The following is a 23,731-nucleotide window of genomic DNA, read 5'->3' as shown; positions in this document are numbered from 1 at the left end:
TCCCTTTGGGTAATTTAGCAATTTAACTGTTGACTTGCTATGTAAATCAAAGCCACAATCTGTCAATCCTTTATAGTTTATCCAGTTACGAGTTTGTATAATCTTTTACATCACGTCTGTAGGTAAAAAAGCTGTTGACGCGAACTGTCAACAGCTTAATATGATATTCCAAATTAAACAGAGTGAATTTGCCTTGATGTTTCATTAAATTAACCTCAAACCTGAAAAATATTCGTTGATAATCGAAATCGTCTCTACCAGATTCTACTTTATTAATTAAGAAAAAAATATTTATAGTCAGATTTTATCATATTTTTTAGTTATTAGCAATAAAGTATTTGTTTTTCGTTACATTGGTAGTTCAGCAGTGAACTAAATGTAACTTTTGCACAAAAAAGAAAATGATTTACGAATTAATATGTAACTGTTGCGATCTTGAATGAATAATTAAATATGAGAAGTATTTTGCCTTATGTTCATCAACATAAGATAGTAATTGCTTTATGGTTAAAGCGTCTTAGTCAAAGTAGTTAATCGTTCACAATATAAATTGGAAGAGTATTCTATTGCTATTTGCAGATGTATTGGGTAAAATACGTTTAGAACCACAGAATATAACGGAAGGAAAAGGGTATTACGAACATGCGCAATTAATCTTTTTTAGTAAATCAAATGAGAGAGTATTTCTGTATTAATATACAGGATTCTGTTCATGCGCTCATTTGAATTCTAGAGAGGATTATGTATAGGTGCGTGTTGTTGCGCTCTTTTTTCTGTACGTATGTCCTCTCTTGGCAAAAAGGAGAGGTTTTTTTGTTATTATTAGAATTAAAAAATATTGTGAAATCCGCTGGAGATCGCTGTTTATTTAAAATTGACGATTTGAAGGTGTATTCAAAAGACCGTATCGGCATTGTCGGCTCCAATGGAGTAGGGAAGACGACTCTGCTAAAAATCATGGCAGGTTTAATGCAGCCTGACGGGGGGAAGGTCGTCCAGCATCGCTCCCCTTCTTATATTGCTCAGCTAGATGAAAGTTATGAGCAGAAAGATGGCATGAATCCAGGGATTGCCCAGCAATTTCAAATTGGTATGCAGTACGATAAGACAATGAGCGGGGGAGAAAAGACTCGCTACCGGCTTGCTTTAGCATTTAGTAAAGACACTGCTTTCTTGCTTGCTGATGAGCCAACAGCAAATCTGGATATTAAGGGGAATGAACTTGTGCAGCAAAAGCTGCAAGATTTTCAAGGTGCCTTTGTCATTGTTTCCCACGATCGGGAATTGCTTGACATGGTTTGTACTAGTATCTGGGAGATACAAGAGGGAGAAATCAAGGTTTATACAGGTAATTATCGACAGTACCTTGCCAAAAAAGAGGTGAAGAAAGCACAGCAAGCCCGCGAATATGAAAATTATCTTGCAGAGAAGAAAAAACTAGAGGCGGGGGCAGCCGACCGCAGACAGCAGGCAGTGACTATGAGAAAAACTCCAAGCCGGATGGGAAATTCGGAAGCACGACTGCACAAAATGGGGAATCAAAAAGCAAAAGCGAACTTGGATAAAGCCGTAAAAGCCATGGAAACACGAATGAGTCAGCTAGAGATCAAGGATAAACCCAAAAGTAATCCTAAGGTGGTATTTGATTTGGTGAATACCGATGATCTATGCAGCAAAATGGTGCTGCGGACAGAAGGGATAAGCAAAGTCTTTGGCAGTCGCAGATTGTATGATCAGGCTGAATTTAGCATTGGAAGCGGTTATAAGGTAGCTCTGGTCGGCGATAACGGCTGCGGAAAAACAACGTTAATGAATATGATTCTGTCATATCCTGAAGGGATCTATGTCGCACCTAAAGTACGCTTTGGGCATTTCAGCCAGGCAATTGAAGGGCTTGATCCAGGTACATCAATACTGGCAAATGTGATGACAGATAGTATCTATGATGAGAACTTCGTGAGAAGCCTGCTGGCACAGTTATTATTTCGCCGGGATGATGTATATAAAAAAGTTGCCGTATTGAGCGGAGGCGAGAGAACACGTGTCGCTCTAGCCCAAATTATGGTGAGCCAAGCAAATGTTCTAGTATTGGATGAGCCAACAAATTATTTGGATTTACCATCTTTAGCAGCACTTGAAGCTGTGTTGGCAGAGTATAAAGGGACGATACTGTTCGCCTCTCATGACCGGAAATTTATTAATTCCATCGCTACCCATCTCATGCTATTTGATTCTGGAAAGCTTCGGCTTTTTTCTGGAAATTATGAAGACTATCTCCAGTATAAGCAGGAACAGAAGGGAGATTCAGCTAAAGAGGAGCAACTTTTACTAGAGCATCGTCTGGCTGAAGTGCTTAGTAAATTATCTGTTGCTAAAGACAGAAACTCCATAGAGCATTTAGACAAGGAGTATCGTGAACTAATCGTAAAATTGAAATAGCCTAAAAAATATCCCCAGCAAAATTTACAAAAGGAATTTCGCTGGGGATATTTTATAAAAGCTGAAGAACAGCATTAGTTATGTAGATGATCATAAGTTAGCGGCAGATTATTATTTAAGCCTTTTGAAAAAAGAAGCTGATGAATATCCAGCCCTGTAGCACGGAACGCAGCAGCGCAGCCTTGGAGATAGAGGCTCCACATTCGGACAAATTGGTCGTCAAATTTCTCTTTGACGGCATCGATGTGGTCAGAAAAATTATGATACCAGCAGTCAAGAGTCTTGGCATAATGCATGCGGAGACTTTCTCCATGGAGAAGATGAAAATCATATTCCGGGAGCTGCCATACGACTTCGCGCAAGGAAGGAACATAACCGCCGGGGAATATGAATTTCTTGATCCATGAATTTTCCGGTTTGCTCTCAGTGGTATCGGTAATTGTATGAAGCAGTGATAAACCTCCTGGCGCCAGCAGCCTGGATACTTTCTCAAGATAGTTAGGGATGTTCTTTTTACCTACATGTTCAAACATGCCCACGCTGACGATTTTATCGAAACAGTACGTTTTCTCGTCCAGGTCAAGATAATTTAACAGTTTAACAGTTATTTGATCGGTTAGGTTTAAACTGGCAATGCGCTGTTGGCTTTTTTGGAATTGTTCCTCACTCAAGGTTATACCTACCGCTTTCACACCATAGGTTTGCACGGCTTTAATAATGAGCCAGCCCCAGCCGCAGCCTATGTCGAGCAAGGTTTCCCCCGGTTTTAGATTCAACTTCTTTAAGATATAGTCGATTTTTTGCAACTGAGCTTGTTCCAGCGTATCGTCGGGATGTTTAAAGTAGGCGCAGGAATAGCTCATCGTTTTATCAAGCCATAAAGAAAAGAAATCATTACCAAGATCATAATGATGTTGAATATTTTGTTTGGCTTGAAATCGACTGGTTAGCCCACTCATTGCCTGAACCGTTTTTGTTAAGACACCGTTCTTTGCGAAAACCTGGGGATTGGCATCGAGTAACTGAAGGAAATCCTCCAAATGCCCCTCATAATCAAGATCTCCGTTCATATAGGCTTCACCCAGGGCAAGGACAGGATCCTTGGCAAAATTGAATCGCGGCACCGTTTTAAACATAAGTTTGATGTTCCCTCTTGCTTGGCCATAAGCAATTTCTTCCCCATCCCAGTAGCGGACACCAAGGCTGCCGTGTTCAATTTTCCCAAAGATGGTATTTAGCAGTTGTTTTTCTAAAAGCGATGTTGCTTTCATAAAAAATCACCAACCATTAAGCTTTCTTTTCATTTTCTTCCTTTTAAAAGCAAATGTCAAATATTGGAGAGGTGCAAAATATAAAGAATCACGACTTTTCTTTGGAAAAATGCTGATAAACGGCTCAATATGAGGGCTGAAGCGAAAATTAAGGACAAAAGTAAGGGAACTTTTGAATAGGCAGTATTAGAATCGAAAAAAATAGGATGAAGTCTCTAATCAAGAGGTAGAAATTTTGCAGGAATTTGTTTTTTAATGGTATAGTAAGAGTAATGCGGTAAACGCAAATATACAAAGTTTAATTTTGAGTGAGAGCGTTTTCAATCAGATGAACTAAAAATAAATATGAGGTAATCAATCATCCAGCTGCCTATATAATAGATAAAATGGATGATTTACAGGTAGGAATAAAACTAGTATTCGAGGTGTATGGTGGATATTCGCTTATTGAAAACCTTTTGCGTAGTTGCCAAACTTGAGAACATTACGCAAGCTGCAGAGCTGCTTACATTTACACAGCCAACTGTTTCAACCCAAATTCGTACGCTGGAAGAGCATTTTGGGGTGCAGTTATTTGAAAGGATTGGTAAAAAACTGTATATTACCGATGCTGGCAGGTATCTAATTGGCCCTTCAGAAAAAATTCTCAAAATTTATGGTGAAACAGTTATCAACATGAATTGTTTTTCAGAAGTTCAGGATATGAGAATTGGTATATCAACCAGCTATATCAATTCGCTGCTTTCACCCGCATTACTACAACTACAAATAAACGGTAATGCAGGAAAAGTTAACGTAGAAATTTGCTTAAATTCAAGCTGCGTGCTTAATGGACTTAATAATAATCAATATGATATCGGTATTGTCCATGACTTTATTTCTGAGAAATACTTAAATACAGTTATGATTCATTCGGAAGAACTTGTTTGGGCGGGACATAAAAAGCTGATGAAAGATAAGAAGTGTCCACAGCTTGATGATTATCCAGTGATAAATTTTCGACAAGGCTGTACCTTTCGTATGTTGTGTGATGAATTGCTGCAAAAACATAGACTGAATTCGACTTTTGAATATAGCGATTTTGATTCGGTAAAAAATGCGATGACGGAGGGATTAGGGATTGCGCTTCTTCCACGAAGTGTGGTAGAGAATCTCAATACAGAAAATGAAAATTTTCATCTATTTAACGAACGGAGTGAATTAAAAATCCCGCTGTTTGCGATTACTCGTAAAGATAAAAATCTTTCAGCCACAGTACACACTCTGATTCAAAGACTTCAGGAAAATTCGTTTATGATATAGGCTTTTTTTATATGATTCATAATCCTTTTCAATTTCAAAGAAACTTCGCTCTCCAGTATAATAAAAGCAATAGCAGCTGGGAGGGGAACACAATGCAAACAACTGATTTGGAAATACAAAATGATATAATAAAAATAATAGATACATTTGAAAATCTATTATATGGATTTGCTTATATAGGTGATATTTCTTCCTGTAAATTTAAGAATACTCCATATGCAATAACAATTGGACTGCCTCTTTCGCCAACCATAGTTGATGAGATTATAACTGGACCGAATCAAGTGTATTATGACGAATATTGTAATGTAAATGATAAACTTGATTTGATAACACAGCAGTTAAAAAATGAAATCGATAAGAAGGGGTATCTTGCTTATGCCATACCCTCTTCCAAGAGAACTGATTTTGTCAATATTAAAGGTGAATTTCCTCATAAAGCCGCAGCCGTAAGGGGCGGGTTGGGGTGGATCGGCAAAAGCTCTCTTTTAATAACGAGAAAATATGGTCCAAGGATTAGGATTTCTACGGTATTAACGGACATACCATTTCAGACGAATGATTTAGTTGGAACAAATTATTGTGGAACATGTAAAAAATGCGTCGGTGCATGCCCTGCGGGTGCAATTGTCGGCAATCTCTGGGATGAGAGTTTACCAAGGGAAAAATTAATTGATGTTAGAAAATGTGACTTATGGAAAATAAATAACTACTCTCAATTCCATGGACATGTTTGTGGGATTTGTGTTGCGGTTTGTCCACATGGAAGGAAGAAGGCCTAAATGGATCAGAATAAGAGGCTTCGACTTGTTTATTGAGAGATAGACGGCTTTTTTTATAGATGAGCAATAGGACTTATATCTCGAATCATGGGGTTTAAGTCCTAAAAAATGCTTGACTTATGTAGTTTTTAGTATTATTATGATGAAAGTAAGTAAATATTTGGCAAACCTGTCGAAAGATGGGGACGCAAAGCTATGGGTCTAAGGACAGAGGTCTATGATTGCCAGGTTGCCGTTTTAGTTTAATTAAAAGTGAACGGTCAGGGTATATCTCTGATCGTTCACTTTTATAAGTATATGGAGCTGTAGAGAATCATGGAAAGAAGTAAAGCAGAGTATGATGATTAGGTGCCATAGCAAGTGTAGATAATACTAGTTTAGAAGTATCGGAGGTGAAAAAGTTATAATGTTCATTTGTATGTATATCATCACGGTTATTCTTTTTATCAGCAGTCTATTCATATTAAGTTTGCCCGAGATATATATTGTGGGTGCAATTGTGTTATTGGTATTCCTGCCATTTATCTTTAGAAAAAGAACACATTCAGAAGATGCATACCTTTTTGTAACTGTTCACCCAGTCAGAGTAGTCCCGGCCATGATTAAAGAATCAAATAAAAATTGGAGAAGAATGTAACGGAGCCGTTTTATTCTCCTTTAAAATACCATTCACTTGCTTACCAGAAGCAGGTGAATGGTATTTTGCATAATGGGTATAAGATAATAGCAATATAAAACAGTTTTAGATCGGGTATTAATAATTCCATTGATTTTTGCCTTGCAAAAAGATATCGATTTTGTCCGCAGGTACGGGTCTGCTAAATAGATAACCCTGCATGATAGGGCAATCAAGCTTTTTTAGAGAAGCGAGCTGTTCTGAGGTTTCTACCCCTTCTGCCACTACTTTGAAGCGCAGGCTTTTGGCAACTTGTAAAATGGCCTGGATAATAGCTTGGCTTTCTTGATTTAAAGTGATATCACGGATAAAGGATTTATCAATTTTCAAAATATCAATGGGGAAACTTCTCAAATACATAAAAGACGAATACCCTACGCCGAAGTCGTCTAGGGCTAGGCGAACTCCTATGGAGCGCAGCGAATTCAGTAAAGATAGAGTAAGATCCGCATGACTAATTGCAACCGTTTCGGTAATCTCTAGTTCCAGTAAATGAGGTGGCAAGCCTGTTTTTTGTAAAATGCTTTGGATGTTCTGCAGAAGGTGGGGATTTTGAAATTGTTTCACTGATAAATTTACTGAAATCCTCATGGGAGGATAGCCGGATTTCTGCCATTGTATATTTTGCTTGCAAGCAGTAAGAGTTACCCAATCGCCTAAGGGAATAATAAGTCCCGTTTCTTCCGCCAAAGGAATAAAGGAATCAGGATACAGCAACCCTTTCGTTGGATGGTTCCAGCGTACAAGAGCTTCCACACCCACAATGCTGCCGTCATAAGAGATCTGAGGTTGATAGTGCAATACCAATCCAGAATGATTGTTGATTGCCTGGTGCAAATCCATTTCCATTTCCAGACGGTTGATGGATTGGAGCTGCATTTTTTCAGTGAAAAAATCAAAACGGTTTTTACCCTGACGCTTGGCTTCATAAAGTGCCATAGCAGCGGTTTTAATAAGGTCATCAAATTGCTGACCATTCTGGGGAGAAAAAGCAATCCCAGCACTGGCTGAAAGATAATAAAGGTTTTTCCGGTACAGGCATGGTGCCTTAATTGCATTTATTACTTTCTCCACTGCCAATGTTGTTTTTTCTTTGTCCAAGTTGGGTAATAACAGAAAGAATTCATCACCGCCGATACGAGCAATGGTATCATTATCCCTTAAACAACTCAGTATTCTTTGTGTAACTATTTTTAAAAAATCATCACCGACAGCATGACCCATAGCATCATTAATTCGCTTAAAATCATCCAGGTCAACAAATACAACAGCGAACCCATTTTCATCTTTTTGCGATGCGGCTGCTTTTGCTGAAATCATATCTTGCATGTATAGACGGTTTGGCAGATTAGTCAATGTATCATAATATGCCAGGTGACGGATTATTTCTTCCTTCTCTTTGAGCTCATCAAACTTTTTCTCCAGGCTAAATGTCCGTTTACGTACCATATTTTTAAGTTTGATATTAAAAATGATAAATAAGATCAAACCCAATGTTAAAACTCCAATAATGTAAATGAGTCGACGAATTAAAGAAGAATTGTCCACGCCCAAAAAGGATTGTTCTTGCACAACCTCATTCATAATAACACCCAAACCATCGTTCTGGTAGAATCCTTTTTCAATAGCAGCATAATAACCCGCAAGCTGAGATTGGTGTATCCATTTTAATTGCAAGGGCATCTCTTGAGCAGATGCGCCAGCAGGGAGTAAGAGTATCTTCCATATGGAAATGAATAAAATGAAGTTGCGAATTCTATGGACGAAGGTTTTCAAAACTGGTTCACCCCAATGCAAGAGTTGAATGTAAAAAAATGGAGTTTTTGAAAAATAAGTCGAAAAATAGCGAATAATGTTATTAAATAATAGTTCGCTGCCTTTCATTTTGATACCTGCAATTTGAAAAGTATTTTTTTCGATTCCTTTTATTGCTTTAAGGGATTCGTCAGCGTTTTTTCGCACAGAAAAAGAAGCTGTTTGCAGATAGGTACAAACAACTTCTTTGCTCTAGTCTTGTTTAGCAATCGTTTATTATTTGCAAAAGGAGCAATTAGGATAATGACATCCTTCGCTACAGGTGCGGCATAAGCCTCCATGACCTAAGGAAGCAATGAAGCGGGACGTAATTTTATCTCCAATAAGAACTTTAGGCAGGATGACATCTAAAACAGTAATTTTACTAAACATACCGCAAGCAGGAATACCCAAAATGGGTGTATCATTAAGATAGGCGAATAGAAACATAGCACCCGGCAATACGGGGCTGCCGTAAACAATAACCTCTGCACCAGTTTGACGTACTGCTAGGGGCGTGACGTCATCAGGATCGACAGACATGCCGCCAGTGACAAAGACCAAATCATTTTCGCGAGAAAGTTCTTTAATTGCGGCAGAAACTTTCTCGATATCATCTGGCACAAAAATAGTTTGTGACAGGCAGCTGCCTAAGTCTGATACTTTTTTCTGAATGACTTCTTCAAATCGATCTTTGATACGACCATAAAAAACTTCATTGCCAGTAACAACTAAGCCAGCTTTTTTTGCTGGTATGGGTCTAATGGAAATGATTTTTTCAGAGGCGCAGATTCTTTCAATATGATCCAAGGTGTCTTGTGGCAGCGTTAATGGAATGATTTTGGCAGTAGCAACGACTTCATCCTTATTGACGAGTGTGCCAGAATGCAGAGTGGATAGAGCGACTCCGGTCATCTCGTTAATTTGTAATAGCTTATCGATATGAATATCCAATAAGCCAAAGGTATCAGCCAGCATCTTGACTTTGCCCTCACTGGCTTGTTCCTGAATGATATTAGCGCCTGCTGACAGCAGTGAAAGCTGCTCGGCTGCTGCATTTTCGTGAACATCTCCGGGACCAAGTTCCAAAATATAGACATGATCCTTGCCCATGTTCATCATTACTGGAATATCTTCAGAACGAATAATATGTCCTTTGTGAAAAGCTACTCCTTTGAATTCTCCAGGGACAACTCTCGTTAGATCTTGACCAAGCACTAAGCCGACAGCATTGGTTACATGTATGGTTTTCATTAAGAATAACGCTCCTTTAGGAAGAATGGTACCCGTTTTATAGATGTAAAAGGATTGCTTCTAGCTCTGTTCCGTCTTTTATAGGGGAATTATGAGCTGGGATTTCAAGTAATGCATTGGCTTCTAAGGCAGATTTCAGCATTCCATTACCTTGATGAGACAATGGTTCTGCAAAGATGAAACCTTGTTTCATAAACCAGCGTGCCCAAACAAAACGGCGAGTTGGCGAAGTTTTCGTAAAGGTACCGCAAAGCTTTACAATCGTCTTTTTGTGGTTCCAATTCCGTAATCCTGTAATTTTACGAATCAGCGGGCTGATTAGCATCTCGAAGGAAACACTGCCAGCTGCGGGATTGCCAGATAGAGCAATGAGTAAGGAGTTTTTCCAAACCCCAGCTAAAACAGGCATGCCCGGCTTCATTGCTACGCCTTTAAAGAGAAGGGGGATTTGCAGTTCCTGAAATAGTTTTTCCATTAAATCATAATCGCCAACAGAAGCGCCGCCTGTTGTAATATATACAGGCAGATCAGGCAGCTCAGAAAGCTTTGTAATGATAGAGGATAAATTGTCTTCTACATGTCCAAGTAAAACAGGCTCTCCTCCAGCCTTAAGGGTTTTTGCCAATAGCATATAACTATTGGAATCGCGAATTTTGCCAAGTTTCATAGGAGCAGAAGGAGACAAAAGTTCACTGCCTGTGGCAAGGATACAAATCTTTGGTTTATGGAAGACCAGTGGATTGGCCTGTCCTAACATGGACAAGAGCCCAAGTGCTCCTTCTTCTAAGAGAGTGCCTGTTGTTAATACTTTCTCATTGATACGAATTTCTTCACCTTGAGAACAAATATTGGTTGCTGCTTTGTCGGCAGTCAGTATTTCAATCTGATCATTGACTAGGCGAGTATCTTCTAGGCGAACGACGGCATCAGCACCTTCAGGAATTTTGGCGCCCGTCATGATTCGTGTTGCCTGTCCGGAAGTGACAATTTTGCAAGGAACTGATCCTGCAGGTACGGATTCGATTTGCATGAGCAGGACAGGATGTTCTGGGGACACGTGGACAATATCTTTCAGTTGTACCGCATACCCGTCTAACGGGGAACGATTAAAAGGGGGAAAATCCATGGTGGAAGTAATATCTTCTGCTAAAATACGGCCAAAACACTCTGCCAGAGGGTATCTCGTGGTACTGCAAGGCAGTGGTGCATGGTTTAATAAAAGGGTAAGGGCATCTTCTAGTACAATCATTTTAAATCACCTGCTTTTGTTATCATAGTATAGAATTTATAAGCTTTTTTGGAGCAAAAACACGGAACCGCGAAGGCGCGAAGAGGCGAAGTTAATAGGTCGAGTATGTTTACTTCGTGTTCTTCCTATTCTTCGCGTCTTCGCGGTTCAAAAGGTCTTATTTTTAAAGGACGCGAAGCGTTTTTCTTATACATATAGGCTTGTTGATAGTCAGGGAAAGAATTCAAGTTTTTAAATAAGAGTTCCAAGTTGATGGTGGGCGGCCAGAATTCTTCTAATAGATAGAAGCAATTCAGCAAGCTGCAAAGAGATGACACTTTGTAATGACCTGCGCACAAAGCTTGTTCAATGACTGGGAGGGAACTTTTTTGGTAAGAGGCAAAGAGTGGCTGTATTTTACCGTGATATAGGGGCAGTACCGCATCTCGCTCTTTGTTAGCTGCTGCGTAGTTTAAAATCGTTTGCACAGCTTCTGGTATAACAAAAGGCATATCACAGCTAATAACAAAAGCAGTAGCATACTGAGCATAATGCAGACCGGCGTGTATTCCGCTTAAAGGGCCGCATTGGGGAATGATATCCCTTAAGACCCGGACAGAGGAAGGCAAGCTGCGGGGCTGATTGCTTATGACAAGAATATCTTGTGAGATCTTCTCCATACATTCAATAATACTGTGTAGAATATCATGATCGCCCCAGGGGAGGGAGGCTTTGTCTTGACCCATTCGCGTACTGTTGCCTCCCGCTAAGATAACGGCACTGATTTGCTGCTGATTCAAGGTTTTATATCTCCTTTTTTAAGTTTAGGGCAGAGGAGAGGGGTCTTGGGTAATGCTTGTGAATAAAGTAAGAAAATGACGGGCAGCAGCCGACAGGTGACGATTACGCATCCAGATAACGGCTGATGCAATATTGATACAAGGATCATTAATGGTCTTAAATACCAGGTTGGTATTGGGAATAAGACCAATCGCGGCCCGCGGCACAATTGCTATGCCTACATTCGCGTCAGCCCAGGCTAAAATCGGCATGATATCATCACTCTTACAAAGTAAATACGGGTTAAAACCAGCTTGTTGGCAATGTTCTGTAATAATGATTTCATACTTACGATGGATCATTAATGGCTGATCCATGAGCTTTTGCAAAGGGATGGAATCGCCTTCTTCTTCTAGAAGTCCAGTATTATCCTTATGAATGGCAGCCACTAAAGGTTCTTTAGGCAGCTCGATGGATTCATAGGTATCCGTATCAAAAGAGAAACGTACTAAACCGATTTCAATTAATCCTGCATTTAAGAGTTCAATAATGCGAATTGACTCTCCTTCCCATAGCTCAAACTTTAAATCAGGATAGTGATTGCGAAAGATACGCGCTACTTTTGGTAAAATGGTTACTCCAGAGGAGGAGGCTGTACCGATGGATAGTGTTCCATAGGCACCAGAATCGATGTCTTTGATTTCTTTTACCGTTGTATCCATCAGCTTAAGTAATTGTTCTGCCCGATTGCGCAGCAAACGTCCTGCTTCTGTAAGTTGAATTTTTCGATGACCACGTTCAAAAAGCTTTGTACCTAAATTTTCTTCCAGCTGTTTCATTTGCCGGCTAAGAGGAGGCTGAGCCATATGCAAGCGCTGAGCGGCTGTTGTGATGTTGCCTTCTTGTGCAATGGCAAGAAAATATTGTATTTCACGTAGACTTATCATAAAAAGCACTCTCCTATAAAGCACGAATACCTAAAAAGTATGGAAGATGAATCTTATTAGTATTATTAGTATGGAATAAATTTTGATATAATTGTAATCTGAAAGACTTATATAGTCAAATCATAATTTATTTTCGCATACATACTAAAAAGCGCGAAGAGCAGAAGAAAACACGAAGGGAATAAGCAGTGTTCTTCAAACTCTTCGTGTCTTCGTGTTTAAATCTTTATCGTTAAGTAGAAGTAAAGAATGGAGGCGTTTGAAGTTGAGCCGTAATTTGAATTCATTTGTTTTGGCAGATTCTAAAAAATGCATTGGCTGTCGCGTCTGCGAAGTAGCCTGTGCTGTTGCTCATTTGGATACAGAAATTAAGACCGTAGGGAATATGAATTTTTCCCTGAATCCACGGTTGTATCTCGTCAAAACTCCTGAGATCACAATGCCTGTTCAATGTCGCCATTGCGAAGATGCTCCTTGTTTAAAGAGCTGTCCAGTGTCAGCGATTAAAGAGCAGAGCAATCGGATTGTAATTGATGAAGCAGGCTGTATTGGTTGTAAAAGCTGTATAATGGCTTGTCCTTTTGGAGCCATTGAACTGATTGTTTCTCGCCAAGAACGTGTAGGAGATGAAGAGGACCGTCTGCGAGATGAACCAGAGGTTGTTGCTAGTAAATGTGATCTATGTGGGGGAGCGCCCGCATGTGTAAAAGCTTGTCCCCGTGAAGCCCTTCAATATGTTGATATGGTAAAAGAACGAACACAGCGGCGTATTGAGGCGGCCAATAAGATGAGTGGATTCCACAACGAATTCATGGTCAGGGAGGGATAAGTGGTGGCTAAAAAACTACAAGAAAATATTAAAATAGATGCAGAACTTTGTACAGGATGTGGTCGATGCTCGGAAGTCTGCCCTGTAGATGCGATTGAAGGTGAAGAAGGTAAGCCTCAGTCTGTTAATGTGGCTAAATGTGTCATGTGTGGGCAATGTGTGCAAATATGCAGCGCTTATGATTCTCCTTTTGAACAGTATGCGACGTCTCGCAGCCAAAGACTGAAAGAACGGAATATGCCTATTGTGAAAGAACCACTATTTGCTGCTTATTATCATGGTGACTTTTTTAAAGTAAAGAAGCGATTAGCAGACAAAAAACAATTTTCCATGGTGCAATGCGCTCCGGCAGTCAGAGTCTCTCTTGCCGAAGAATTTGGAATGCCCCTTGGCAGCCTGGTACCAGGAAAAATGGTTGCAGCCTTAAAGCGTTTGGGTTTTACGCGAGTATATGATACGAACTTTGCTGCTGACTTAACCATCATGGAAGAAGGCAGTGAATTGGTTAAGAGGATTACAGAGGGCGGATCACTGCCGATGTTTACCTCCTGTTGTCCAGCATGGGTAAAGTTTGTGGAAAATGAATATCCTGAGCTGATTGATCATTTATCAAGCTGTAAATCACCGCAGCAAATGGCGGGAAGCATGTTTAAGACCTATGGTGCGAGTGTTGATGGGGTCGATGCCCGAGAGGTGTATAGCGTTGCGATCATGCCCTGTACCTGTAAAAAGTTTGAGGCTAATCGGCCTGAGATGAAATCTAGCGGCTATCAGGATGTGGATGCAGTCTTAACCACAAGGGAATTAGCTTATCTTATTAAGGAAGCGGCGATTGATTTTAATGCTCTGCCTGAAGAAAGCTTTGATAAACCTTTAGGCATGTACTCCGGAGCGGGTACGATTTTTGGGGTAACAGGCGGTGTTATGGAAGCAGCGATTCGTACTGCCTATGAACTGATAACCAAAGAACCGATTGAAAATGTGAACGTAACAAGTGTCAGAGGTGAACAAGGTGTCAGGAAGGTCACATTGGATACTGGTGCATTAAAACTTAAAACCGTTGTGGTTTCAGGATTGAAAAATGTAATTCCCATTTTGGAAGATATACAAAGAGGAAAGGCTGATTTTCACTTTATGGAGGTCATGACCTGTCCGGCAGGCTGTATCAGCGGTGGTGGTCAACCGAAAATGCTCTTGCCCGTCGATGGAAGAAAAGCCTATGAAAATCGTAAATCCAGCACCTATCAGCATGATGAAGAGCAGCGCTATCGAAAGTCTCATGAAAATCCAGAAATACAAGATATTTATCAAAAGTTTTTGGGAGAACCCCTGGGTCATAAATCCCACAAACTTTTGCATACCCACTATAAGCCTAGTCGATGAGGTTTAGGGCAAAGGATGAGCATAACTAACGCTTCGCCGTTCTAATTAACCTACGCTTATAGTTATGCTCATCCTTTGCCTGTTTACGGCTATATATTATACATAAAGAAGACTTAGGAGGTAGAAATATGAATGACTTTGTAATAGCAGATCCTGGGAAATGTATTGGCTGCCGTACGTGTGAAGTTGCCTGTGTAATGGCGCATCAAAAGGAGCAAGCTCTTGAAAAACTGACTGTAGAAAATTTTTCGCCAAGACTAAGGGTTGTAAAGACTGCAAAAGTGACTACGCCGATTCAATGCCACCAGTGTGAAGATGCACCCTGTGCTAAGGCTTGTGCTGCTCAAGCGATCGTGCAGCAAGATCAGTCTGTGCAAGTGATTCAAGGGAGGTGCATCGGTTGTAAGGCGTGTTTGATGGCGTGTCCTTATGGTGCGATGGATTTGGTGCTCACTGCGGCGCCTGCACAAGGTGAAAGTAAAGTGGAGGCACTAAAATGCGACTTGTGCCGCAAACAAGATGGGGGCCCCTCCTGTATTAAAGTTTGCCCAACAAAGGCTCTTTATGAAGTCCGTGGTTCTAAAATGGTGGAACAGATGCAAAATAGACGCAAACGAGCGGCTCTTGGAGTAACGAGCAGCAGATAATAGGAAAAGAATGGAGGGTGTCAAATGGCTAATAAAGTCTTAACGATATGTCCTTATTGCGGCAGCGGCTGTCAAATCTATTTAACGGTAAAAGATGGGGAAGTTATAGGCGCTGAGCCTGGAAATGGCCGTACAAATGAAAGTGAATTATGTTTGAAGGGATATTATGGCTGGGATTTTCTTAAGAATTCAAAGCGCCTTACTGCCCGCTTAATGAAACCGCTATTAAGGCGCAGCCGTACCGATGAATTTGAGGAAGTGTCCTGGGAAGAGGCAATTGATTTTGCTGCAACCAGATTGCAGGCGATTAAGGAAAAGTATGGTCCTGATGCAATTATGGCTACGGGATCGGCTCGCGGCCCTGGAAATGAAGCCAATTATATTATGCAGAAATTTGTTAGGGCAGCCCTGGGAACGAATAATATTGACCATTGTGCCCGGGTCTGTCATGGATCTTCGGTATCAGGTTTGCAAGCTACCTTAGGAAATGGGGCAATGTCCAATTCCATTCCTGAAATTGAAGATACAAAATGCGTCTTTATTTTTGGCTATAATGCGGCAGAATCCCATCCGATTGTTGCGCGCCGCATCGTTAAAGCAAAGGAAAAAGGGGCAAAGGTGATTGTTACCGATCCCCGCTTTACGGAGCAGGCTAAAATTGCCGATCTATGGCTGCCTATTAAGAATGGTACGAATATGGCTCTTGTAAATGCCTTCGGAAATGTCTTGATTCAAGAAGGTTTATACAACAAGCGGTATGTAGAAAATTTTACAGAAGGTTTTGCAGAATACAAAAAAAATGTCGCAAAGTATACACCGGAATATGCTGAAAGTATTACAGGAATACCTGCGAAGGATATTCGAGAGGCCATACGGACCTATGCTAAAGCTCCTAGTGCGACTATTCTCTGGGGAATGGGAGTTACTCAATTTGGTCAAGCCGTGGATGTTGTAAAAGGGTTGTCTTCCCTAGCCTTGCTGACAGGAAATCTAGGACGTCTGAATGTAGGCGTAGGTCCAGTGCGGGGGCAGAATAATGTACAAGGGGCCTGTGATCATGGGGCACTTCCTAACTTATTTCCGGGTTATCAATCAGTGGAGGATGACGCAATCCGGAGTAAGTTTGAAAAGTCCTGGGGCGTATCCTTACCGGCAAAGCCTGGTTACCGCCTGACAGAAGTTCCTCATCTGGCAAAAGAAGGCAAAGTGAAAGCGTACTATATATTTGGTGAAGATCCTGTGCAAAGCGATCCTGATGCAGCAGGCGTTAGAGAAGCATTAGCCAGTATGGAACTTGTTATCGTCCAGGATATTTTCATGAATAAAACGGCACTGCATGCAGATGTTATTTTTCCAGCTACCTCTTGGGGAGAGCATGAGGGAGTTTATTCTTCAGCAGACAGGGGGTTTCAGAAATTCAATAAGGCAATTGAGCCGAAAGGCGATGTGAAGCCCGATTGGGAAATCATTTCCTTGATGTCAACTGCTATGGGATATCCTATGAAATATAGTAAGACAGAAGAAATTTGGGAAGAGCTAAGAACGCTGTGTCCCATTTATGCTGGAGTTACCTATAAGCGTCTGGAGGAGCTGGGGAGCATCCAGTGGCCCTGTACCAGTGAAGATTCCGTGGGGACAAAATATCTATATGAAGGCAATAAATTTGATACTCCAAGTGGAAAAGGACTTCTCTTTGCATCGGAATACCGCTCACCGAAAGAAATGCCTGACAAGAAATATCCATTGGTATTATGTACGGTAAGAGAAATTGGTCATTATTCGGTTCGGACAATGACAGGAAACTGCGCTGCTTTACAGGTTTTGGCAGATGAGCCAGGTTATATACAAATGAGTCCTGAGGATCTTGCAGCATTGAATATTAAGGATCAGGAACTGGTGTGGGTATCTTCCCGGCGTGGGAAGGTCATAGCAAGAGCACTTTCTACTGAGCGGGTAAATACAGGTGCCGTGTATATGACCTATCATTGGTGGATTGGTGCTTGTAATGAATTAACCATCGATCATCTTGACCCGATCTCTTTTACGCCAGAGTATAAATACTGTGCTGTAAAAGTTGAACCTATTGAAGATCAGGATTGGGCAGAAGGTTATGTACAAAGTGAATATAGCAAACTGAAGAAAAAGATGTTTTGTTAATTCTATAAAAAAATGGCGTCGCAAATGTTGCTGACGCCATTTTTTTATAGAATAGTACTCTGTCCCTAGATTTTACCATTGGAGCAGTTCCTAGATAATAGCAGGTTTTTGTTGAAAAAAGCAGAATAATGTCTTAAATAATACGGTTTTTGAAAGGAGGATCAGATTCAATGCGATTTTTGCATAAATTCATACTATTACTCTGCTCATTAGTCATTATTAGCAGTTTTATTCAATTTATTGCTTTTGATCGATTTTTCCTTGCAAATACCAGTTCGTTGTTATTGGCTACCAACGAAAAAGCTGCAAATAATCTTAGTGAGCAGTTACTAGCCTATTTTAAAAATATTGAGGCTTCCATGGCAATCATTGCATCCGATCCTTCTCTTAGAAAGGATAAAGAGCTTCTTGATAAAATAAATGCAGTGATTCCCGAAGTCAATACGATATTTATTATTGATAAAGAAGGGAATGTTTCTGTTTCGAGTCAGCCTGAAAAGACATCAGGAGTAAATTTATCAAAAAGAGACTATTTTCAGCATGGAATAAAGGGAGAGACATACATCAGCGGCGTTTATAAAAGTGCTCAAGGTCGTGAAGTAGTTGCGATTTCCACCCCTATTATTGAGGATGGTACTGTAGTTGGTGTGGTTGTGGCGACTGTTTGGCTGTACGATAATAAACTGGCAATGATGTTTGATAATAAATCCTTTGGCCGAAACGGATATATTGCAATTACTGATCAGCAAGGGATTGTAGTATATCATTCACTTCAGGAACGTATTGGTAAGAAAGGGGGAATCATTGAAAGTTTACAAGGCATGACAGGTTCAACCATTATGAAGAATTATTCTGAAATTGAAAATTATATTGGATACAGCAAGGTGCCTCAATTGGATTGGTATGTTATTGTGGGTACACCTACTGCCGAGATAACACAGTATCGTAATATGATGCTTTACCAGATATTGGCCGTGTCAATATTTACGTTTTTTATAGTTGTCATCATTGGTACGTATACGGTGCGCCGATATATGAAGCCTTTTGAGACATTAATAGAAGCTTTTGGCTCTGTCAGGACAGGAAACTATAAGAAGATTGCCTTAACTGGCTATGCGGCTGAATTCGGAGAAATGATTCAAAGCTATAATGATACGATTCGAAAATTAGAAGAAGTTCATAGTACCTTAAAAGGAGCGGCAGATATTGACGCATTGACTGGAGCTTATAATCGCAGATCTTTTGATAAAATAGTGGAATTACTGCGAGGAGAGCTGCAAGCTGGATCTCTTACTACATTAGGTGTTATGGTATTGGATCTGGATAATTTTAAGAAGCAAAATGATATTTCTGGTCATTTAGCCGGTGATGATATTTTAAAAGAATTTACGGTTATCGCACAATCTATTGTAGGATTTCGATCCTTATTTCGGTTTGGCGGAGACGAATTTGCAATTATTTTGCGGAATGTCTCCGATACAATGGTTATTTCTTATGCGGAAGAGATACGCTTGCAGTGTGCCAAGAAACTAAGTGGCTGTACCGTAAGTATTGGTGTTGCAGCTTATCCTAAAAATGGTGATTCCATAGATGAGTTGCTAGCTTTCGCTGATAAAGCACTTTATATGAGTAAGGAAACTAGAAATAAAGTAACAGAGTATCCAGCTGACATGGTATAAAGAAGTATTGAATGTCGAGAAATTATTGTGAGAATTGAAAAGTGATATTCCGCAAGACAATTAAAGCTTGTATAACGTACAATAAAGATACGGAATGAATGGGTAATTTATAAAAGTGCGGGAGAGGGCCATGAAACATATATTCTTCTATCAAACCAATATTGGGGAAATTGGAATTGCGGAAAACAAAGGTGCAATTACAAATTTGTTTATTAAAAATGAACACATTCCCCAGGAGGTTGTTGTAAAAGAAACAGCGGTGCTAAAAGAAGCAGGTAAGCAGCTAATGGAATATTTTGCAGGAAAACGTAAATCCTTTACGCTTCCTCTTGCTCCAGAAGGTACAGAATTTCAGAAGAAAGTTTGGAAAGCGCTGCAAGAAATTCCCTGTGGTGAAACACGAAGCTATAAAGATGTCGCAAGGAGTATTGGCCAGCCAAAGGCTTCTCGTGCCATTGGCATGGCTAACAACAAAAATCCCATGTTGATTTTGATTCCATGCCATCGAGTCATAGGTGCAAATGGAAATTTGGTTGGCTATGCTGCCGGGCTCCAGGTTAAAGAATATCTTTTGAAGTTGGAAAAATAGTATGGAAACAGTAAAGACAAAGTTTTTTGCATATGGTCAAAGAGAAATTGAGTATTTACAAAATGTCGACCCAATACTCGGAGCTGCGATGAAGCGATTGGGAAAGATTGATCGTGAGGTTATTCCGGACCTGTTTGCAGCTCTGATCTACGCTATTGTTGGACAACAGATTTCCGTTAAGGCAGCGTATACGGTCTGGCATAGAATGCAGCTCCACTTTGAAGAGATGATTCCGCAGCAGATTGCTTTGGCCACAGTGGAGGAAATTCAGCAATGCGGTATGTCTACAAGAAAAGCGATTTATATTAAAAATATTGGTGAAGCAGTGATGCATAGCCGTTTGAACCTTATAGAACTATATGACCTGCCAGATGAAGAGGTTATCAAGCGCCTATCACAAATAAATGGCATTGGTGTCTGGACAGCAGAAATGCTGCTTCTTAATTCAATGGAACGCCCTGACATTGTTAGCTGGGGCGATATTGCCATAAGACGGGGCATGATGAACCTCTATAATCTAACAACGATTACAAAAGAACAATTTGAGAAATATAAGAAACAATATTCTCCTTACGGCTCCGTAGCGTCTATCTATCTCTGGAAATTATCCTTTGAATCATAATGAGCAAAGAAATCAACTTTAAACGCCTGTCAGAATCTATGCAGATTCGGCAGGCGTTCTTTCATCTCCTATGCAATTTTTAAGCGGAATGCATCAATGCTTTTAATAATTCTTGCCAGCTATTAGCTATATGGATTGCATTTTCATATGCTGGAGTATTCCTCTGGGTCTTAACGGGAAGGCAATTGATCATGACCGTGTTATGGTCGGAGTCCTTTACATGCATTACAACATGTATATTATTTACATTGGAGTCTTTCTTATTACGAATCAAGCCGCTAACAGGTTTTAAACCGTCCAATAAAGCCTTGCGAATTTTATCAGTAATTTGTGTTTCGGTAATAATTGCCGGATTATTTTCAACGATTGAAACATCTAGAATATCGTTAGGCTCAAATAGTTTATATGACATATTGGTTGATACAATGCAAAATCGTTTTGACTCTACGTCAACATACAGAAATCCCGACAAATCCATACCATTGACAATTGTACACGCACTTGAAGCTCTAAAACCATCAATCTGGGCGACGATAGCATCTGACTGGACAGCTAAAGTACGGACTCTCTTTTTTAATTTATTGCTTTTTAAGATTGAATAAGCCAAAGCCCCAATAGCCCCAAGGGCAGTTAATAAAAATATGTCAACCACAATGTCACTCCTCATTTTATTATTAAAGTTATTATTACCACAAATAACTGAGTATTCCTGCATAACATAAAAAGAAAGCCTATAGCTGCAGTCTGAGGGAGTTGTGATATGTAAAAGTAAATAATAGGTGTGTATGCTGCATCGCTAATCAGCAATAAAAGTCTATGATAATAATTATTAAATAATTAAAATCACTAAAACATATTGACTATTTCCTACTAGGATAGTATGATATAAATACAAACAGATAATCAAAGGAGGTTTCTAAGATGAAACAGGTAGAATTAAAATATGGATTTGAGGCATTGGAGCCTCATATTGATGAACTTACCATGAGGACGCATTATAGCAAGCATCATGCAACGTATACCAATAATTTTAATGCAGCATTGGAAAAACTCCCAGAGCTATCCGGCAAGACTGTGGAGGAAATCTTGGCAAATCTTCCTGCTATTTCCGATACAGCGCTGCGAACTGCTATCCAGAATAATGGAGGCGGATACTATAATCACAATCTCTATTTTACAATTATGTCACCTGAAGGGGGCGGAGAACCGACAGGGGCTTTAGCAAAACAAATCGAGAAAGTATTCGGAAGTTTTGCAGATTTTAAAGAAAAAATAAAAGCTGCAGCGATTGGCCGATTTGGTTCAGGATGGGCGTGGCTTTCCACCGATTCTGCAGGAAATCTGGCAATCAGCTCTACTCCCAATCAAGACAATCCTTTTATGGAACCGGGCAGCAAATGGATACCCATTCTCGCTATTGATGTATGGGAGCATGCTTATTATCTAAAGTACAAAAACCTGCGTCCGGATTATATCGAAGGCTTCTTTCAAGTAATTGACTGGAAAGAGGTAGCTAGATTATACGAAGCGTCTATTACATAATGGCTTTGCAGACAAATAAATAACACGATTCCAGTAATTGTGAGGCTCCGTTGCTTTTCTGAGCACGGAGTCTTGTTTTTAAATAGGTCAAGGATGATCCTGGATAACGATTTCGTTATATGATTAAAAATGTTGGCAGTGTGGAAGATCTCATTGATTGAGTATAATAAAATTGGCAGCAGCAGACACTAAAAGGGTCTACCTTATGCTGGTGTAGAAGGTAAGCTAATAAGCATAGAATGCTTATGCTTTTTGTTATATAAAACTGGGATACCAAAAGGAAAGGAGATATGATGACAAAGATGGTAACAGGATGGAATCTAGACAACAGTTATGCCCGTCTGCCGGAATCCCTTTTTACCAAACAGAATCCAACGGCTGTACATTCGCCGAAGTTGATCATTCTCAATGATCAACTGGCAGCAGATCTGGGGTTGAATGTCCAGGTGCTGCAAAGCAAAGAGGGCGTTGCGGTACTCGCTGGCAACCGGATTCCTGAAGGTGCCTTGCCTCTTGCTCAAGCGTATGCGGGGCATCAATTCGGCAATTTTACCATGTTAGGGGATGGGCGGGCTGTGCTGCTTGGTGAGCAGATCACTCCCCTGGGTGTACGATTTGATATTCAGCTCAAGGGTTCAGGCAGAACGCCATACTCCCGCCGTGGTGATGGTCGAGCGGCATTGGGACCGATGCTTCGAGAATATATCATTAGTGAAGCAATGCATGCACTTGATATTGCAACCACCCGCAGCCTGGCGGTGGTGACAAGCGGTGAGTCAATAATCCGCGAAAGCGAACAGTCCGGTGCCATCCTGACCCGCGTGGCTGCCAGTCACTTGCGTGTCGGTACCTTTCAATACATTTCGGAATGGGGAACAGTTGAAGATCTCAAGTCCTTAGCAGATTATACATTGCAGCGGCATTTTCCGGGAGCTGAGGCTGCTGATAATCCTTACCTTTTTCTTCTGCAGGAAGTGATCAAGCGCCAGGCGGCATTGATTGCCAAATGGCAGCTGGTTGGCTTTATACACGGGGTGATGAATACAGACAACATGGCTCTGAGTGGCGAAACAATTGATTATGGTCCCTGCGCCTTCATGGACGCCTATGATCCGGGAACCGTATTCAGTTCTATTGACATGAGGGGCCGTTATGCCTATGGCAATCAGCCGCATATTGCCGGGTGGAATCTCGCAAGATTTGCTGAAACTCTGTTGCCGCTGCTGCATGACAATGAGGAGCAGGCTGTCAAAATAGCTCAGGATGCAATTTTAGAGTTTACTGGCTTATATCGCTGTAATTGGCTCGCGGGAATGAGGGCAAAACTGGGAATATTCAATGAAGAATTACAGGATGAATCCCTTATTGAAGACTTCCTCAATATGATGCATAAGTATCGTGAGGATTATACCAATACTTTCCGCGCATTAACTTTTGATACTGCAGAAGATATGGTACTATTTGGAACCGCTGAATTTTCTCAGTGGAATGAGCGGTGGCAGGCAAGATTAGGCAGGCAGCAGGAAGCGAAAGCAGCTTCCCATCAATTGATGCGAAACAGCAATCCCGGGATAATCCCTCGCAACCACCGGGTAGAAGCCGCACTAGAAGCCGCAGTGCAAGGTGATTACAGCGTGATGGAGCGGCTTCTTGCTGTTCTTTCAAGCCCCTACGCCCACTCCCCCGAACAGGCTGATTACTCCAAATTGCCTGGGCCATCTACTCATCCTTACCAAACTTTTTGCGGTACTTGATATAAGAACATAAGCGTAGAGCAAAAGAGAAATTTGATGACCAACTCGGTGCAAAG

General features: G+C 40.6%; 19 protein-coding genes and 1 riboswitch. Of the genes, 12 read left to right on the top strand and 7 right to left on the bottom strand.

The genetic code is table 11. The features are described from left to right. The first annotated feature begins 813 nt into the window (after window positions 1-813). The gene (gene abc-f / locus FR7_RS18515; RefSeq protein ID WP_007937451.1) at window positions 814-2,439 is read left to right on the top strand and encodes a ribosomal protection-like ABC-F family protein; all 1,626 of its coding nucleotides are present in this window, start codon (window positions 814-816) and stop codon (window positions 2,437-2,439) included. A 74-nt stretch (window positions 2,440-2,513) separates the two neighbouring features. Here the strand turns inward: abc-f and FR7_RS18510 are convergent, their stop codons facing one another. After that, on the bottom strand, window positions 2,514-3,710 hold the full coding sequence (locus FR7_RS18510; protein ID WP_007937449.1) for an SAM-dependent methyltransferase: 1,197 nt from the start codon (window positions 3,708-3,710) through the stop codon (window positions 2,514-2,516). A gap of 429 nt (window positions 3,711-4,139) precedes the next feature. Here FR7_RS18510 and FR7_RS18505 point away from each other — a divergent pair, with 429 nt between their 5' ends. Then, window positions 4,140-5,012, top strand: coding sequence for a LysR family transcriptional regulator (locus tag FR7_RS18505; protein ID WP_237769555.1), 873 nt, complete (start codon window positions 4,140-4,142; stop codon window positions 5,010-5,012). A 92-nt stretch (window positions 5,013-5,104) separates the two neighbouring features. Then, entirely contained in the window at window positions 5,105-5,794 is a 690-nt protein-coding gene (locus tag FR7_RS18500) for a 4Fe-4S double cluster binding domain-containing protein (protein WP_007937438.1), read from the top strand. 152 nt (window positions 5,795-5,946) lie between these two features. Then, a riboswitch (cyclic di-GMP riboswitch) is annotated at window positions 5,947-6,031 on the top strand. A 517-nt stretch (window positions 6,032-6,548) separates the two neighbouring features. Here the strand turns inward: FR7_RS18500 and FR7_RS18495 are convergent. From FR7_RS18495 to FR7_RS18475, 5 genes are all read right to left on the bottom strand, one after another. Then, window positions 6,549-8,432: a putative bifunctional diguanylate cyclase/phosphodiesterase gene (locus FR7_RS18495; protein WP_007944151.1), complete on the bottom strand. Its 1,884-nt coding sequence runs from the start codon at window positions 8,430-8,432 to the stop codon at window positions 6,549-6,551. Window positions 8,433-8,501: 69 nt separating this feature from the next. After that, a complete protein-coding gene (locus FR7_RS18490; protein WP_007937434.1) occupies window positions 8,502-9,518 on the bottom strand; it encodes a molybdopterin-binding protein in 1,017 nt (338 codons plus the stop codon). 37 nt (window positions 9,519-9,555) lie between these two features. After that, window positions 9,556-10,767 (bottom strand): molybdopterin molybdotransferase MoeA, encoded by a 1,212-nt coding sequence (locus FR7_RS18485; RefSeq protein WP_007951356.1) that lies wholly within the window; start codon window positions 10,765-10,767, stop codon window positions 9,556-9,558. A 125-nt stretch (window positions 10,768-10,892) separates the two neighbouring features. Further along, window positions 10,893-11,546 (bottom strand): molybdenum cofactor guanylyltransferase, encoded by a 654-nt coding sequence (mobA, locus tag FR7_RS18480; protein ID WP_007937430.1) that lies wholly within the window; start codon window positions 11,544-11,546, stop codon window positions 10,893-10,895. Window positions 11,547-11,570: 24 nt separating this feature from the next. After that, complete coding sequence (locus FR7_RS18475; RefSeq protein ID WP_007937428.1) at window positions 11,571-12,473, bottom strand: LysR family transcriptional regulator; 903 nt, start codon at window positions 12,471-12,473, stop codon at window positions 11,571-11,573. 265 nt (window positions 12,474-12,738) lie between these two features. Here FR7_RS18475 and FR7_RS18470 point away from each other — a divergent pair, with 265 nt between their 5' ends. The 7 genes from FR7_RS18470 (at window position 12,739) to FR7_RS18440 (ending at window position 20,379) form a co-directional block, all read left to right on the top strand. Then, window positions 12,739-13,302, top strand: coding sequence for a 4Fe-4S dicluster domain-containing protein (locus FR7_RS18470; protein WP_007937426.1), 564 nt, complete (start codon window positions 12,739-12,741; stop codon window positions 13,300-13,302). Between the two features lie 3 nt (window positions 13,303-13,305). Further along, window positions 13,306-14,685, top strand: a complete 1,380-nt coding sequence (locus FR7_RS18465; protein ID WP_237769554.1) for a [FeFe] hydrogenase, group A — start codon at window positions 13,306-13,308, stop codon at window positions 14,683-14,685. Window positions 14,686-14,813: 128 nt separating this feature from the next. After that, window positions 14,814-15,332 carry a 4Fe-4S dicluster domain-containing protein gene (locus tag FR7_RS18460; RefSeq protein WP_007937423.1) on the top strand — a complete coding sequence of 173 codons (519 nt, stop codon included), beginning with the start codon at window positions 14,814-14,816 and terminating at the stop codon, window positions 15,330-15,332. 24 nt (window positions 15,333-15,356) lie between these two features. Next, the gene (gene fdhF / locus FR7_RS18455; protein ID WP_007937421.1) at window positions 15,357-17,489 is read left to right on the top strand and encodes a formate dehydrogenase subunit alpha; all 2,133 of its coding nucleotides are present in this window, start codon (window positions 15,357-15,359) and stop codon (window positions 17,487-17,489) included. A gap of 170 nt (window positions 17,490-17,659) precedes the next feature. After that, a complete protein-coding gene (locus FR7_RS18450; RefSeq protein WP_007937419.1) occupies window positions 17,660-19,168 on the top strand; it encodes a sensor domain-containing diguanylate cyclase in 1,509 nt (502 codons plus the stop codon). A 130-nt stretch (window positions 19,169-19,298) separates the two neighbouring features. Next, window positions 19,299-19,757 carry a methylated-DNA--[protein]-cysteine S-methyltransferase gene (locus FR7_RS18445; RefSeq protein ID WP_007937417.1) on the top strand — a complete coding sequence of 153 codons (459 nt, stop codon included), beginning with the start codon at window positions 19,299-19,301 and terminating at the stop codon, window positions 19,755-19,757. Between the two features lies 1 nt (window position 19,758). Next, the gene (locus tag FR7_RS18440) at window positions 19,759-20,379 is read left to right on the top strand and encodes a DNA-3-methyladenine glycosylase family protein (RefSeq protein WP_007937415.1); all 621 of its coding nucleotides are present in this window, start codon (window positions 19,759-19,761) and stop codon (window positions 20,377-20,379) included. A 79-nt stretch (window positions 20,380-20,458) separates the two neighbouring features. On the opposite strand, the gene FR7_RS18435 is transcribed toward FR7_RS18440, so the two are convergent. Next, the gene (locus tag FR7_RS18435; protein ID WP_007937413.1) at window positions 20,459-21,031 is read right to left on the bottom strand and encodes a hypothetical protein; all 573 of its coding nucleotides are present in this window, start codon (window positions 21,029-21,031) and stop codon (window positions 20,459-20,461) included. A 269-nt stretch (window positions 21,032-21,300) separates the two neighbouring features. Between FR7_RS18435 and FR7_RS18430 the strand changes: the two genes are divergently transcribed. Both FR7_RS18430 and FR7_RS18425 read left to right on the top strand, forming a co-directional pair. Further along, window positions 21,301-21,921, top strand: a complete 621-nt coding sequence (locus FR7_RS18430; RefSeq protein ID WP_007937411.1) for a superoxide dismutase — start codon at window positions 21,301-21,303, stop codon at window positions 21,919-21,921. A gap of 293 nt (window positions 21,922-22,214) precedes the next feature. After that, window positions 22,215-23,675 carry a protein adenylyltransferase SelO gene (locus tag FR7_RS18425; RefSeq protein WP_007937409.1) on the top strand — a complete coding sequence of 487 codons (1,461 nt, stop codon included), beginning with the start codon at window positions 22,215-22,217 and terminating at the stop codon, window positions 23,673-23,675. Window positions 23,676-23,731: the final 56 nt, after the last annotated feature.

The organism is Pelosinus fermentans DSM 17108 (assembly GCF_000271485.2).
Taxonomy (GTDB): domain Bacteria; phylum Bacillota; class Negativicutes; order DSM-13327; family DSM-13327; genus Pelosinus; species Pelosinus fermentans.
Note: the sequence above shows the minus strand (reverse complement) of the source record. Positions and strands in the feature narration are given on the sequence as shown.